The sequence below is a fragment of the Pseudomonas sp. 7-41 genome, assembly GCF_021233075.1.
GTDB classification, from domain to species: Bacteria; Pseudomonadota; Gammaproteobacteria; order Pseudomonadales; family Pseudomonadaceae; genus Aquipseudomonas; species Aquipseudomonas veronii.
Window position 1 is genome coordinate 1683473 of sequence record NZ_CP089551.1, and the last position, 14873, is coordinate 1698345.

The following is a 14873-nucleotide window of genomic DNA, read 5'->3' on the forward strand; positions in this document are numbered from 1 at the left end:
TTAATGGTGCCAGGATATCTCTCGCAGGACTAATCAGAGGGCCGGCAGTTTCTTCTCGACGGTTTTTATAATCGATGTATTAGTGTCGGCCAGGGGGGCGATCTTTTGAAGGGTCAGGTCCAGGTGGGCAACTGAGTCGATATAAAGATGGCAGACAAAACTGTCGTCCCCGGTGATTTTGTAGCACACCACACATTCAGCCATTTGCGCGAGCAACTGTTCAACCTGTTGGAATTTTCCAGTCAGGGGTTTAACCCTGACCAGCGCTTGCAATGCAAAGCCCAGGGCCTGGGCATCCAACTCCACGCTGAACCCGCTGATGACCCCCGACCCTTCCAGACGCTTGAGGCGTTCGCTGCAGCCGGGGGCCGATAACCCCACCTGTCGGCCGAGGGCGCGAATAGACGCGCGGGCGTTCTGGTGGAGGGCGACAATCAGCGCACGATCAATAGGGTCAAGTGTCTGGTCGCCCTTTGTAAGCTTTTTCATTAGATGGACCTTACGAATTTTGATGAAATCGCGTGAAAATCTTACATACCATACACGGATGAAAAAAGAATAGACCTTTTCAAGGTGCCCACCTATTGTTTGATCAGCGGGCCCTGCAATATTGCGCCGCTCACTTAACGCTGTGTTGTGATGTTTCTATTGCAACTTTATCTATATTGTCGAGGGCGCGAGATGAGCTACATACTTGATGCAAGCTCGCTTGCAATCACTTCACAATAATAACTTCCCTGCCGAAAAAGTATTTTCGCTGCGTCATGAGTTTGCCCGACATAAGAGGATCCAATGGCGTGATCGACTTCATGAAAAACCACAGAGCCGTCTACTACTGCCATGAACACGGGCTGCCTCGCTAAGCCGTCACGAATGTTCTTCAAAGGGGAAGCGTATGCCCGACATTGCACTGTCCGTTTACCAGGCGATATTTACCTTCGCCGTCGCCGCCATCGCGCTGCTTGCCAGTCCAGGCCCGGCGACCCTGGCGCTGGCGGCGAGTGGGGCTGCTTATGGCATGAGGCGTTCAACTCGGTTTTTCGTGGGGATCACGTTGGGCCTGGTGATCGCGATGGCATTGGTTGCTTCCGGCCTCTATGTGGTTCTGCACAGTTTTCCGATGCTGGCGACGGCACTGACGGTCATCTCCATTGTTTATATTGTGTGGCTGGCCTACCAGATTGCTACCGCGCCGCCCATCAGGGATGAGCAGTCCGTGATCACGCCGGGCTGGGGCGCCGGGTTTGTGCTGGGTGTGGCGAATATCAAGGCCTATGCCGCATTCGCCGCGTTGCTGGGCAGTTTCACCCTGGGCGCCGCACCTGCCTGGGAGCAAGGTGCGAAAGCCTTGATCTGTCTGCTGGTGTGTGTGGTATTCGACGTTCTGTGGCTCTTTGCCGGCAGTCGAATGCGCAAGTTATTCATCCACCCCACTTGGAGCCGACGACTTAACGTAAGCTTCGCGATTTTGATGGTCGCGACGGTTGCCTGGTCAATCACGCTGACGCAATAGCGCTTTCGCTGGGAAGACCATTGAATAGTTCCGCCCGAGGATAGTTTTCATGTTTGGGACTGTGTCTGCTCTGGTGTTATTACTGGTCGTGCCTGGACCGACCAATACCCTGTTAATGCGCGCAGGGGTTCTGTTTGGGTTTGCAGCATCATGGCGCATGGCATTTATCGAATGCCTGGCGTACCTGCTTCAGGTCTCTGTTTGGGGGGCGGTGTTGTTCTATGTGTCGGCCTGGTCCCCCTGGGTCGTGAAAGTGACGCAGACGGCTGCCATCTGCTATCTGCTCCAACTGTCCTTCACGTTGTGGCAGCGCAAGAGCACAGCCGTCGACCCAGGTACGGACCGTTTCTCTGGGCTGCACTTCTTCTGGCTGACGGTGATGAACCCCAAGGGCCTGTTGATTGTTTCGTTTATTGCGCCGATCAGCGCATTTGCCACGTTGCAAGGGTACGCCCGGTTCATGACCACGCTCGCGTTGGTGGTGATACCTGTAGGGTTTGCCTGGATCTTGCTGGGCAGTCGGTTCGAAGGGGGGCAAAAGGCGTGGCTGACGCCGTTGAGAATCAACCGAGCAACCTCGATGGTCATCGGGTGTTTTGCCACGGTTCTATTGGGGCGCCTGGCCGATTCTATTTTCAACTGACGCGAGGCAGTATTTCACACGCAGGACGGAACCATTTTTGCCCTTGCTTCCACACAGGATTAGTCGACCGAGCGGTTCCCGTGTATGAGATGCGGGGCAGTGAGTTGGCGCTAATCTGAATAGGAAGGAGTGTGTATGCTTTTACTACCTTTGCTGGCGTTACCGATGCAAGTCGCGGGCTCGATGCTTGGGCTGGGAAATATGTTTGGACAGAATCAGCCAAACGCCAATCGCGATATCAATATTAATATCAACAACGATAGCCATAACTTCAATGCGTCGTCGTCCAGCTCTCATCACTCACACATGTCTCACGGTGGTGCCCGACGAGCGTCGCACATCCATTATTGAGCCTACTCATCGACGCTGCCGGGCGTGAGCGTGCGGCGCCTGGTTCGGGGGCCTGATAGACGGTTCGGCGAAAAATCAAGGCCCTGACGATGTCAGGGCCTTTTTTTCAGCTCAGGTCGCGTGGCGTTACAGCGCGCCAAACACCTTCTTCGCCAGACTGGTCGCCGCTGCCGCCGGGTTTTTGCGAATGGTCTCTTCCTGCTGCGCAATCATCTTGAACAAACCATCCAGCGCTTGTTCGGTCACATAGTTTTCGACGTTGGCACTTTTGGCATCGACCGCGCCAAACGCCGCGGCCTTGCCGGCCAGCGCGTTGTACTGCTGCGCCACGCCGACCTTGTCGGTGGCGGCCTTGACGATCGGCAGGAACTTGGCGCGGATGGCTTCGCGGCTGCTTTTGTTCAGGTACTGGGTGGCCGAATCCTGGCCGCCGGTGAGAATGCCCTTGGCATCGCTCACGCTCATGTTTTTCACCGCGTTGACCAGGATTGGCTGGGCTTGGGTCACGGCGGTTTCGGCGGCTTTGTTCATGCTGGTTTCCAACTGCTCGACCTGGTCACCCATGCCGAACATCTTCAGCTTGTCGGCGACTTTGCCCAGTTTTCCCGGCAGGCCGATCTTGACGTCGGGGTTGTTGCTGAAACCACCCGGTACACCCAGTTGTTTCACGGCGATCTGTGCGCCTTGGGTCAATGCATCCTTGAGGCCGCCGGCGGCGTCGCCCTGGGACAGGCTGCCAAGATCCAGGGCCATGGCGTTGGCACCGAGCAGCAGGCCGGCGCACAGGGCGGTGAGACGAAGGGAATTACGGAGCATGGGCGCTTCCTTATGATCTGGAAATAATCAGTGTGCGACCGCATCAACCCGCAGGCGCAGCGGTTGAACGTCTTGGCCATTGAGTTGCACAGGGTGCCGCTCGGTGGTGATGAACAGTAGCTTGCCCTCCACTTCGATGCGAGCGCTGACCGAGTAACTGTGGCCCGGCTTGACCTGGGCCGGGTCATAGCTCAAGTGGAACGGCAATGGCACCTGGCCTTTGACCGGGCCTTTCTGTTCGGCCAGGGTCACGGCCGGCGCGTCCATCAGCGATACGTCCTGCAGGCTGACGCTCAAGATGGCTGTCGGCGGCAGCGCGATGCGTTGCAGGTAGAACACTTCGCCATCGAGGCTGGCCTTGGGCGCGGGATTCATGGAATGGCAGGCGCCGAGCAGGGCGGTCAGGCCCAGGAGGATGATCTTTTTCATGGTGCAGCTCCTTTTCAACGGCGCCGTAACCCAGCGACGCCTTATTCAATTTAGCGGCTTTCTTCCGGTTTGCGGGCTTCGGCTTCGACCGGCGCTTCGGCCGCGCCGTCGACGCGGTGCAGGGCAACCTGGCGGATCGACAGGCGAATCTCAGCCGGCAGCACCCGTTTCGCCGCGCCTTCAGCCAGTTCGCCGAGCAGGTCGTGATAGCTCAACTTGCCGGCTTCGTCGCGGCGCAGCACATCTTGCTCCAGCAACGTCTGAATAAAATGTCGGAAAAGGCTCTTGTCGAAGAACTCCGGGGCATTGAGGCCATGCAGGATCGATAGGCGCTGGGCCATGATCGTACACAGGTCTTCCAGCTCTTCGGCGCTGATGCTGTTCCGGCCGCTGTTGAGCAGCAGCGAAATCGCCATGTAGAAGCGTTGCAGGGTCTGGGCGATGCTCTTGGACAGCAGTGTCAGCAGCACAAAGTGCCGCGAACTCGGCGCCGGGCGCAGGTACACGTTGTTCTCGAAACGCAGCAGGCCTTGTTCGACAAACGCCTCCAGCCACTGGTCGATCACCGTGTCCAGTTCCTCCAGCGACCAGCGGATAAACAGCTCTGACTGCAGGTATGGGTACAGCGCACGGGTGTAGCGCAGAATCTGCTCGCGGCTCATCCGCGAGCTGCTCTGGAAGAAGCTCGCCAGCAGCGCCGGCAAGGCAAAGATATGCAGCACGTTGTTGCGGTAGTAGGTCATCAGGACGGCGTTCTGCTCGTCCAGGTACAGAATCTTGCCGAGAGCATCGCTCTGTTCCGACAGCAGGTTCATGTCCTTGACGTGCTTGATCAACGCCATGCCATCCCCTTCGGGCAGGGTGGTATGCGGCGAGTAGGGCACCCGGCGCAGCAGCGCCAGGTACAGGTCCAACTGGCGGGCCATGGCCTGTTCGTCCAGGGCCAGGCGCGTGGTCGACAGCAGCGCCAGGGCCACCAGGTTCACCGGGTTGATCGCCGCCGCTTCGTTCAAATGGCGCGCCACCCGCTCGCCGAGGCGGTTGGTGGTTTGGTTGAGCCACGCCGGTTTGTAGTGCGGGCCCAGTTCCTGGGCACGCCAGCCCGGTTGTTCGGCGTCGAGGAATTGCGCCAGTTTGATCGGTTCACCGAAGTTGACCGCGACCTGGCCAAAGCGCTGCTTGAGCGCACCGACCACCTTGAAAATATCGAAGATCGACTCTTTCTTCTTGCTCGCGCCGCGCAGCTCACCGAGGTAGGTACGGCCTTCGAGCACACGCTCGTAACCGATATACACCGGCACGAACACGATCGGCATGCGCGAGGAGCGCAGGAAGCTGCGCAACGTGATCGCCAGCATGCCGGTTTTCGGTTGCAGCATGCGCCCGGTGCGCGAGCGTCCGCCTTCGACGAAGTACTCCACGGGGAAACCCTTGGTGAACAGGGTGTGCAGGTATTCGTTGAACACCGAGGTGTACAGCGGGTTGCCCTTGAAGGTGCGGCGCATGAAAAACGCACCGCCGCGGCGCAGCAGGCTGCCGATCACCGGCATGTTCAGGTTGATGCCGGCGGCGATGTGCGGTGGGGTCAGGCCGTTCTTGAACAGCAGGTAGGACAGCAGCAGGTAGTCGATATGGCTGCGGTGGCAGGGTACGTAGATCACCTCGTAACCCTGGGCAACCTGTTGCACACCCTCGATGTTATTGACCTTGATGCCGTCGTAGATCTTGTTCCAGAACCAGCTCAGTACCACTTCCAGGAAGCGGATCGCGGTGTAGGTGTAGTCCGAGGCGATTTCGTTGCCGTAGCGCAGGGCCAGGGCCTTGGCTTTTTCCGGGCTGATCTTCTCGCGTTCGGCTTCATCGAGGATGGCCTGGCGCACCAGCGGCATATTCACCAAGCCCTTCACCAGGTTGCGGCGGTGGGACAGGTCGGGGCCGATCACTGCGGTTTTCAGGTTGCGAAAGTGTACGCGCAGGATGCGTTGGGCCATGCGAACGGTGCGTTCGTGGCCTTTATTGTGCTCGATCAATTCACGCAGGTTGATAGGCGCGGAGAATTGGACGCGGGTCTTGCGCCCCAGGATCAGGATGCTCAGCAGCCGGCGCAGGCGCCCGGTGACGGCCCAGCTGTCGGCGAACAGCAGTTTCCATGGGCTGGACTCGCTGTCGGGCGACTGTCCCCAGAACACGCTGACCGGAATGATTTGTGCATTCTCTTGTGCGTGCGCGCTGAGGGTATTGACCAGGCGGGTCAGGGTCGGCGGCGCGCCGCGTTTGTCCTGGCGGCCGAGCCAGTCCGGCTCTGGCGTGAGGTAGAAGAACGCCGCGGGTTCCAGCAACGGCCCGACCGCTACCGGCAGCACCGGGCGCGGTAGGCCGGCCTTGGTGCACTCGGTATCGACCACGGCCAATTCGGTGAGGGAGGGTGATTGCAGGACGTAGAACACCGGCCGGCTGCGGTCGAGGTTAAGGGTAAGGGACGACTGGTTGATCGTCTCTGAGCGAACCCAGAGGTACAACAGTCGGCGCAAGGTGCCAAACACCAGACGGCGGAACGGGGAGCGGGTCATAGGCGAGCTGCTTCAAGTGGAAAAAACCGAGCAGGTGCTCGGGTGGGTAGTGTGCCGTATTCACCGAAAATCGGCAAAAAAGCAGCGATGTAAAGTTGAGTTGATCGTTTTTGAGCCTGTCTTATACTCGGCAGTTCAACGCGACCGACTCGACAATAACAATCATGTGGGAGTGAACAGATGACAACGCGCGAAACCGGTAATGTGAAGTGGTTCAACGATGCCAAGGGATATGGCTTTATTCAGCGTGAAGACGGCAAGGATGTGTTCGTACACTACCGCGCCATCCGCGGTGAAGGGCACCGTTCCCTGGCCGAAGGCCAGCAGGTGGAATACGCCGTGGTGAGCGGCGAGAAGGGCTTGCAGGCAGAGGATGTGGTGGGTTTGTAATGCGGGTTTTTGTTACACCGTAGAACCCATGTGGGAGGGGGCTTGCTCCCGATCGCGTTGGATCAGTCACTAAATGTATTGACTGGCCCACCGCGATCGGGGGCAAGCCCCCTCCCACATTTGATTGGGTTCGCAATTGCGGATCAGGTGGTTTTCCAGGTGATCTGTTCTTCACCGTCTTCGCTGATGCGAATCCAGGTGTCGGCACTTTCCTCGCCTTCTTCCTCAACCCAGCTGCCCGGTGCGCAACGCACTTCGACGTTCAGCGCGGCAAAGGCGGCGCGGGCGCAGGCGATGTCGTCTTCCCACGGGGTCTGATCGCTTTCCAGGTACAGGCTGTTCCATTTGCCTACCGCCTTGGGCAGCCAGGTAACAGGCACGTCGCCGGCCGTGCACTTGTAGGTCTGGCCGCGCTGGACCCAGGCGGTGCAAGGGCCAAGGGCGGCGCCCAGCCAGGCGGCGATGGCCTTGTGGTCGACGTCGGCGTCCTTCAGGTAAATCTCGATATCAGGTTGGCGCATGGATGTTCCTCGTTGCGGGATTCGAAAATCCATTCGCGGATTCAGGGTGGGCGGAGTGCCCGAAAAGTCGGTTATTGAAGCACGAAATAATCGTAGCGCATCGATACGCTGACCCGCAGCGGTTCGGCATGCTCGATTACCTCGGTGCGGCGCTCGGCGCTGGCGCGCCAGCCGTGAGGGGTCATGGCCAGCAGGTTGGCACGGTCTTTCGGGTCCGCCAGGCTCAGCGTGAACTCGAGGGTTTCGCTGTGCGCAAGGCTCATGCCGTCCGGCACCAGGGCCAGGTGTTTGTCGTCGGTGTACTCGCGCACTTCGTCGTACAGGCGCTCGCGCAGCTCCATCAGGTGACCGCGGGTCGGGCCGACTTTCATCAAGCCGCCGCCGGGGCTGAGCAGGCGTTTGGCCTCTTGCCAGTCCAACGGGCTGAACACGCTGGCGAGAAACTGGCAGCTGGCATCGGCCAACGGCACGCGGGCCATGCTGGCGATCAACCAGGTCAGTGCCGGGTTGCGCTTGCACGCACGCTTGACCGCTTCCTTGGAGATATCCAGGGCATAGCCATCGGCGTGGGGCAGGGCGTCGGCGATTTGTGCGGTGTAGTAACCCTCGCCACAACCGATGTCCACCCAGCGCTGCGGTGCTTGTTGCGCGGCCAGTTGCGCCAGGCGCTTGGCCACCGGGGCGTAGTGGCCGGCGTTGAGGAAGTCGCGGCGCGCCTCGACCATGGCGAGGTTGTCGCCCGGGTCGCGGCTGTTTTTGTGCTGCACCGGCAACAGGTTCAGGTAACCCTGGCGCGCGCGGTCGAAACGGTGTCCGACCGGGCACGCCACGCCATTGTCCACCGCGTGGAGCGGTGCGCTGCAAATGGGACAGGCCAGCATCAGGCGAGCAACTTGATCAGGGTCTGGTAGTAGATTTCGGTCAGCACGTCGAGGTCGCTGGCCAGAATGCGCTCGTTGACCTGATGGATCGTCGCGTTGACCGGGCCCAACTCGACCACCTGGGTGCCGAGGGTCGCGATGAAGCGCCCGTCGGACGTACCGCCGCTGGTGGACGCCTGGGTCTCGCGACCGGTGACTGCCTTGATGCTGGCGGACACCGCATCGAGCAAGGCCCCCGGTTCGGTGAGGAACGGCAGGCCGGACAGCGCCCAGTCTATGTGCCAGTCCAGGGCGTGTTTGTCGAGGATCGCGGCAACGCGCTGTTGCAGGCCTTCCACGGTGGATTCGGTAGAGAAGCGGAAGTTGAACACCGCTGTCAGGTCACCGGGGATCACGTTGGTCGCGCCGGTGCCGGCGTTGAGGTTGGAGATCTGGAAGCTGGTCGGCGGGAAGAAGGTGTTGCCGTCGTCCCAATGCTCGGCGGCCAGTTCCGCCAGTGCCGGGGCAGCCAGGTGGATCGGGTTCTTCGCCAGGTGCGGGTAGGCCACGTGACCTTGCACGCCGCGCACGGTCAGGGTAGCGCCGAGGGAGCCGCGACGGCCGTTCTTGACCACATCGCCGACCAGGCTGGTGCTGGACGGTTCGCCGACGATGCACCAGTCCAGACGCTCCTTGCGCGCGGCCAGGCGTTCGATCACGGCCTTGGTGCCGTGGTGCGCCGGGCCTTCTTCATCGCTGGTGATCAGAAAGGCCACCGAGCCCTTGTGGTCCGGGTAGTCCTGCACGAAGCGCTCCGACGCCACCAGCATCGCCGCCAGGCTGCCTTTCATGTCCGCTGCGCCGCGGCCGCAGAGCATGCCGTGGTCGTCGATCAGCGCGTCGAACGGATCGTTCTGCCAGGCCTGCACCGGCCCGGTCGGGACCACGTCGGTGTGGCCGGCAAAGCACAGCACCGGGCCGTCGTGCTTGCCGTGGGTGGCCCAGAAGTTATCTACGTTTTCGATACGCATCGGCTCAAGCTGGAAACCGGCGTCGCCCAGGCGCTGCATCATCAGCTTCTGGCAATCGGCGTCGATCGGCGTCACCGAGGGACGGCGGATCAGGTCGATGGCAAGTTGAAGGGTCGGCGAAAGGTCGGCATGGGCCGTCATGGGAAACTCCGGAAATCGAGGCGGCGACGTTCTAATTGACTGTAGGAGCGAGCTTGCTCGCGAAAAACGCAAGAGCACCGCGTTCATTCAAGATGTTCGCGTGATCGTTGATGATTTTCGCGAGCAAGCTCGCTCCTACAGTGATATGTGCAAGGCTTACAAAACGGCCGTTATCTTATAGCAAAACGGCGGCCAGAGGCCGCCGTTTAGTGCATTGCACACGTTTTTACAGCGCGGTGGCCGGCTCTGCCTTCGGCGCCGGTTTCGGCAGCGACGACAGGAACGCCATGATCAACGCCGCCACATACGGCAGCGACTGCACCAGCAGCATCACCACCCAGAAGCGCATGTCGGCGCTCGGCAGGCCCTGCACCAGGTAGATCCCCAGCGCCGCGCCCCACAACAGCAGCATGATGAACATCTCTTCGCGGGCTTCGGAAATCGCTACCCAGAAGCCGTGGTTATCCGCGTTTTTCGGTGTACGAAAGAACGGAATGCTGGTGGTGAAGAAGCCATACAGCACCGCTTTGGCGATGGTGTGGGACAACGCCAGGCCGGCCAGCGCCGCACAGAACGCATCCTTGAGGTTAACCCCCACGGCACGACGGTACAGGAAGATGATCTTGCCCACCTTGAACACGAACAACGCCAACGGCGGGATCGCGAAAATCAGCAACGGCGGGTCGACCCGGGTCGGCACGATGATCATCGCCGCCGACCACAACAGCGCGCCGACGGTGAAGAAGATGTTCATGCCATCCGCCACCCACGGCAACCAGCCCGCGAGGAAGTGGTAGCGCTGGCCACGGGTCAGCTCAGTGTCCTTGCCGCGCAGCAGGCTGGCGGTGTGACGCTTGATGATCTGGATCGCGCCATAGGCCCAGCGGAAACGCTGTTTCTTGAAGTCGATGAAGGTGTCGGGCATCAGGCCCTTGCCGTAGCTTTCGTGGTAATACGCGGCCGACAGGCCTTTCTCGAACACGCGCAGGCCGAGTTCGGCGTCTTCGCAGATGCACCAGTCGGCCCAGCCCAGCTCTTCGAGCACCGAGCGACGGGTCATGGTCATGGTGCCGTGCTGGATGATCGCGTCGCGGTCGTTGCGGGTGACCATGCCGATATGGAAGAAGCCTTTGTATTCGGCGTAGCAGAGCTTCTTGAAGGTGCTTTCGTTCTGGTCGCGATAATCCTGCGGCGACTGCACCACGGCGATTTTCGGGTCGGCGAAGTGCGGCACCATGTGCTTGAGCCAGTTCGGCGACACGCAGTAGTCCGAGTCGATCACCGCGATCACTTCGGCATCCTTGGCGGTGTGCGGGATCAGGTAGTTCAACGCGCCGCCCTTGAAACCGGCCAGGGGCGCGACGTGGAAGAACTTGAAGCGCGGGCCCAGGGTTGCGCAGTAGTCGCGCACCGGTTCCCACACCGCCGGGTCTTTGGTGTTGTTGTCGATGATCAGGACTTCGTAGTCCGGGTAGTCGAGGGCGGCCAGGGCATCGAGGGTCTGTTTGACCATCTCTGGCGGCTCGTTGTAGCACGGCACATGGATCGACACTTTCGGGCGGTAGTCCGAGTCCCCCACGACCGGCAGGAATTCACGCCGACGTTTGTGGGTCCAGACCGCTTCCGCCAGTTCATGGGCTTCGGCCAGCAGCACGATAAACACGCCCAGGGCGCCGAGCGCCAGGAGGAAGCCGACCGTCAGGCTGAACCAGGTGCTGTATTGCTGGCTGTAGTCGTAGCCGATCCACACCAGCACCGAACCGCACAGGAACGCGATAAAGGTCAGGAAGGTCCGGCCGCGTTGGCGCAGGGCCGAGCCGTCGATCATCAGCAGGGTCAACGACAGCAGTGCAAGCACCACCGAACCGATGGCCAGCACGCGCCATTGCGGGATCGCGACCACCGGTCCTTCGAAGTTGAATTTCTGCTGACGCGCGGCGTTGTACACGCCCCAGTAGGCGCCGACCGAGCCTTCGTCGCTGGCTTTCCACGGTTGGTCGAAGGCCTCGATCACGAAGTAGTTGAAGCCCTGGCGGTTCAGCTTGTTCACCAGCGTGCGCAGGTAAATTGCCTGGTCGGCGGGAGACGCATCAGCACCGCCACGCATGCGGCCGTTGCTCGGCCAGCCGACTTCCGACAGCAGCAGCGGCTTTTTCGGGAAGGTCTTCTTCAGATCCCGTGCGCGGTCGAGTACGAATTGGCCCGCCTGGTCCACCGGAATATGTTCCCAGTACGGCAGGATGTGCGCGGCGATCAAGTCGACGTGCTTGGCCAGTTGTGGGTTGTGCTCCCAGATGTGCCATTGCTCGGAGGTGGTCACCGGCACCTTGACGGCCGCGCGCACGCGATCCAGCAACACGATCAGTGCTTCGGGGGTGATCTCTTTACGGAACAACGCTTCGTTGCCGACCACCACGCGCACGACGCTGCGCGAGCTGTTGGCGATCTCGATGGCGCGCTGGATCTCGCGTTCGTTGCGTTCCAGGTCCGGGCTGATCCAGATCCCCAGGGTGACGCGCAGGCCGAACTCTTCCGCCAGCTTGGGGATGTCTTCCAGAGTGCCGTCGACCGAGTAGGTCCGGATGTTGTCCGTCAACTTGCTCATGATCTCCAGATCGCGACGCATCTGGTCGTCGGTCGGGTACTGGTCTTTCTGTGGGTACTGGCCTTGTTGAAACGGCGAGTAGGAAAAACCGGAGATCTGTTCAGGCCAGTTGGGGGCAGTGACCGGGCGGTTGATCAGCGCCCAGAAGCCGGTGAACAGCGCGGCAATTGCCAGCACCACCACCAGGTTGAGTCCAAATTTACGCGATGACATGGCTATTTCGGGTTCCAAAAGGTGTGGAACGAAAAGAGGTGTCGGCCTACGCCGAACGGCGCGCATCCTACACCGGCCCTTCCCTGAGCGTACAGCAGACTGAGAAAAGCCGGACGTTAGTCCGCGAATCTCCAGCTAAGTTCTTTACGTGTATCGCGAAGTTTCGAACTTGTCCTGGCAAAGCCCTATAATGCGCGCCGGTTTTTGGGGTAATGGTCATGAGTACAGAAGATCCGCGGTTTGCAGGCGTCGCCCGCTTGTATGGCATTGAAGGCCTGGAGCGCTTGAAAGCGGCCCATGTGGCGATCGTCGGCGTCGGCGGCGTAGGCTCATGGGCGGCGGAAGCCATCGCCCGTTGTGGGGTGGGCGAGATCTCGTTGTTTGATTTGGATGATGTCTGCGTCAGCAACAGCAACCGTCAGCTGCATGCCCTCGACAGCACCGTGGGCAAGCCCAAGGTCGAGGTGATGGCTGAGCGCCTGCGCGGCATCAACCCGGACTGCACGGTGCATGCCGTGGCGGATTTCGTGACCCGCGAGACCATGGCCGAGTACATCACCCCCAACATCGACTGCGTGATCGACTGCATCGACGCCGTCAACGCCAAGGCGGCACTGATCGCCTGGTGCAAGCGCCGCAAGATCCAGATCATCACCACCGGCGGCGCTGGCGGGCAGATCGACCCGACGTTGATCCAGGTCTGCGACCTGAACCGCACCTTCAACGACCCGCTGGCCTCGAAAGTGCGCTCCACCCTGCGCCGTGACTATGGCTTCTCGCGCACGGTGACCCGCCATTACAGCGTGCCGTGTGTGTTTTCCACCGAGCAACTGCGCTATCCGAAGCCGGACGGCAGCATCTGCTTGCAGAAGAGTTTTGTCGGCGACGGCGTGAAGCTGGACTGCGCCGGCGGGTTTGGCGCGGTGATGATGGTCACTGCAACCTTCGGCATGGTGGCGGCGACCAAGGCGGTGGACAAGATCGTGGCCGGGGTGCGCCGGCCTTCCGATCGGGTCAAACCTTCTTAAACCTCAAGGCCTTGCACCATTCAAATGTGGGAGGGGGCTTGCCCCCGATAGCGGTGGTTCAGTCAATGTATTCAGTGACTGACACTCTGCTATCGGGGGCAAGCCCCCTCCCACATTGGGTTTTATGTACGGCTTAGTTCGCGCATGCGCTGCAGCACGGCGTTCAGGCCATTGCTGCGCGACGGCGACAACTGGCGGGACAGCCCCAGTTGATTGAACCAGTCCGGCAAGTCGACCGCCTGCAACTCGGCGGCCGACAGCCCGTTGACCCGCGCCAGCAGCAACGCCACCAGCCCACGGATCATGCGCGCTTCGCTGCTGGCGGCGAACTGCCAGTGGCCGTCGGATAAACGCCCGACCAGCCATACCAGGCTCTCGCAGCCTTGCACCAGATTGGCCTCGACCTTGTCTTCGTCCGCCAGCGGCGGCAGCCGTTCGCCCCATTGCATCAGCAGGCGCGCGCGTTGCTCCCAACTGCCCACTGCCTGAAACGACTCAAGCGCGCCGACAGCCTCGGCCGGCAGGCTCATCGCAGCATATCCAGGGCCTGGTCCAGCGCTTCGAAGAATCGCTCCAGATCATCGGAATTGTTGTACAGCGCCAGGGACACGCGAATCGCTCCCGACAAGTGCATCGCCTTGAGCAGCGGCATCGCGCAATGATGGCCGGCGCGCACGGCAATGCCCTGTTCGGTCAGCAAGTGCGCTAGATCGGCGTTATGCACGCCTTCCACCACAAAACTGACCAACGCCACCTGCGGCGCGCCCAGTACGCGCACGCCATTGCGCGCTTTCAGCCCGCGCAACAGGTACTCGTGCAGGGCGGCTTCGTGGGCGATGAGCGCCGGTTGATCCAGTGAATTGAGGTAATCCAGGCTGGCGCCCAGGCCTATCACGCTGGCAATCGGTGGGGTGCCGGCCTCGAACCCCAGCGGCGCGGGACGGAAGCTGGCGCTGTGGTAATCGGCCTGTTGCACCATTTCGCCGCCGAACTGCCAGTGGCGCAACTGATGCAGGGCTTGGGTGCGGCCGTACAGCACGCCGACGCCGTCCGGGCCGTAGAGTTTGTGGCTGGAAAATACGTAGAAGTCGCAGCCCAGCGCTTGTACGTCGTGGCGGCCATGGACGATGCCCTGGGCGCCATCGACCACGGTCAGCGCGCCCTCGGCCTTGGCCATGGCCAGCAAGGGTTCCAGCGGTTGCCAGGTGCCCAGCACGTTGGACAGTTGGCTCACCGCCAGCAGGCGCGTGCGCGGGCCGATCAGCGTGGCGGCGGCCTGAAGGTCGATCATACCGTCGTCGCTAACCGGCAGGATCACCAGTTCCAGCGCGCGACGTTTGGCCAGTTGCTGCCAGGGCAGCAGGTTGGCGTGGTGTTCCAGGGCGCTGATGACTAGTTCATCGCCCGCATTGAATAAGTGCTCGAGGCCGTAGGCCAAGAGGTTCAGCGCCGACGTCGCGCCATGAGTGAAGACGATGTGCCCGCTGTCTCCTGCATTCAACCACTGCGCGACCTTGTTGCGACTGTCCTCGAAAGCCTGGGTCGCGTGGGCGCCCGGCAAATGCTGGGCACGGTGAACGTTAGCGGCGCCATTGGCGTAGTAATGGCTGATCGCGTCCAACAGGGCTTGAGGTTTTTGCGCGGTGGCGGCGCTGTCCAGATAGGTCTGGTCTTGCCGTTGCAGGGCGGCGATGGCCGGAAAGTCGACGCGCCAGGGAGAGGGCACAAGCATGGTGTTCAAGACTCGTATAAACGGGCCCCA

14 protein-coding genes are annotated in these 14873 nt (G+C 61.0%); 4 read left to right on the forward strand and 10 right to left on the reverse strand.

Going from position 1 to position 14873, the window contains the following annotated elements; genetic code table 11:
* Positions 1 to 33: 33 nt before the first annotated feature.
* Entirely contained in the window at positions 34 to 489 is a 456-nt protein-coding gene (locus tag LQ249_RS07530) for an Lrp/AsnC family transcriptional regulator (RefSeq protein ID WP_046490157.1), read from the reverse strand.
* Positions 490 to 895: 406 nt separating this feature from the next.
* Here LQ249_RS07530 and LQ249_RS07535 point away from each other — a divergent pair, with 406 nt between their 5' ends.
* Positions 896 to 1513, forward strand: coding sequence for a LysE family translocator (locus LQ249_RS07535; RefSeq protein ID WP_079442981.1), 618 nt, complete (start codon positions 896 to 898; stop codon positions 1511 to 1513).
* 49 nt (positions 1514 to 1562) lie between these two features.
* Positions 1563 to 2156 carry a LysE family translocator gene (locus LQ249_RS07540; protein ID WP_057004712.1) on the forward strand — a complete coding sequence of 198 codons (594 nt, stop codon included), beginning with the start codon at positions 1563 to 1565 and terminating at the stop codon, positions 2154 to 2156.
* Positions 2157 to 2633: 477 nt separating this feature from the next.
* On the opposite strand, the gene LQ249_RS07545 is transcribed toward LQ249_RS07540, so the two are convergent.
* From LQ249_RS07545 to plsB, 3 genes are read right to left on the reverse strand one after another with little or no spacing between them, the layout of a single operon-like run.
* Positions 2634 to 3323: a DUF4197 domain-containing protein gene (locus tag LQ249_RS07545; protein ID WP_017844721.1), complete on the reverse strand. Its 690-nt coding sequence runs from the start codon at positions 3321 to 3323 to the stop codon at positions 2634 to 2636.
* A gap of 27 nt (positions 3324 to 3350) precedes the next feature.
* Complete coding sequence (locus tag LQ249_RS07550; protein WP_046384477.1) at positions 3351 to 3752, reverse strand: YbaY family lipoprotein; 402 nt, start codon at positions 3750 to 3752, stop codon at positions 3351 to 3353.
* A gap of 50 nt (positions 3753 to 3802) precedes the next feature.
* The gene (gene plsB, locus LQ249_RS07555; RefSeq protein ID WP_046384476.1) at positions 3803 to 6322 is read right to left on the reverse strand and encodes a glycerol-3-phosphate 1-O-acyltransferase PlsB; all 2520 of its coding nucleotides are present in this window, start codon (positions 6320 to 6322) and stop codon (positions 3803 to 3805) included.
* Between the two features lie 180 nt (positions 6323 to 6502).
* On the opposite strand from plsB, the gene LQ249_RS07560 reads away from it, so the two are divergent.
* Positions 6503 to 6712 carry a cold-shock protein gene (locus tag LQ249_RS07560; protein ID WP_017844724.1) on the forward strand — a complete coding sequence of 70 codons (210 nt, stop codon included), beginning with the start codon at positions 6503 to 6505 and terminating at the stop codon, positions 6710 to 6712.
* Between the two features lie 143 nt (positions 6713 to 6855).
* On the opposite strand, the gene LQ249_RS07565 is transcribed toward LQ249_RS07560, so the two are convergent.
* From LQ249_RS07565 to LQ249_RS07580, 4 genes are all read right to left on the reverse strand, one after another.
* The gene (locus LQ249_RS07565) at positions 6856 to 7233 is read right to left on the reverse strand and encodes a hypothetical protein (protein ID WP_046490163.1); all 378 of its coding nucleotides are present in this window, start codon (positions 7231 to 7233) and stop codon (positions 6856 to 6858) included.
* Between the two features lie 71 nt (positions 7234 to 7304).
* Entirely contained in the window at positions 7305 to 8114 is an 810-nt protein-coding gene (locus LQ249_RS07570; protein ID WP_017844726.1) for a putative RNA methyltransferase, read from the reverse strand.
* Positions 8114 to 9265 (reverse strand): succinyl-diaminopimelate desuccinylase, encoded by a 1152-nt coding sequence (gene dapE, locus LQ249_RS07575; RefSeq protein WP_232566336.1) that lies wholly within the window; start codon positions 9263 to 9265, stop codon positions 8114 to 8116. The genes LQ249_RS07570 and dapE overlap by 1 nt, the downstream gene beginning before the upstream one ends.
* 226 nt (positions 9266 to 9491) lie before the next feature.
* Positions 9492 to 12083 carry a glycosyltransferase gene (locus tag LQ249_RS07580; protein ID WP_046384473.1) on the reverse strand — a complete coding sequence of 864 codons (2592 nt, stop codon included), beginning with the start codon at positions 12081 to 12083 and terminating at the stop codon, positions 9492 to 9494.
* 218 nt (positions 12084 to 12301) lie between these two features.
* Between LQ249_RS07580 and tcdA the strand changes: the two genes are divergently transcribed.
* Entirely contained in the window at positions 12302 to 13111 is an 810-nt protein-coding gene (gene tcdA / locus LQ249_RS07585; RefSeq protein ID WP_026139765.1) for a tRNA cyclic N6-threonylcarbamoyladenosine(37) synthase TcdA, read from the forward strand.
* 122 nt (positions 13112 to 13233) lie between these two features.
* On the opposite strand, the gene LQ249_RS07590 is transcribed toward tcdA, so the two are convergent.
* Together LQ249_RS07590 and LQ249_RS07595 are read right to left on the reverse strand one after the other, a co-directional pair.
* A complete protein-coding gene (locus LQ249_RS07590; protein WP_017844731.1) occupies positions 13234 to 13641 on the reverse strand; it encodes a SufE family protein in 408 nt (135 codons plus the stop codon).
* Positions 13638 to 14843 (reverse strand): aminotransferase class V-fold PLP-dependent enzyme, encoded by a 1206-nt coding sequence (locus LQ249_RS07595; protein WP_232566337.1) that lies wholly within the window; start codon positions 14841 to 14843, stop codon positions 13638 to 13640. The genes LQ249_RS07590 and LQ249_RS07595 overlap by 4 nt, the downstream gene beginning before the upstream one ends.
* Positions 14844 to 14873 lie beyond the last annotated feature (30 nt).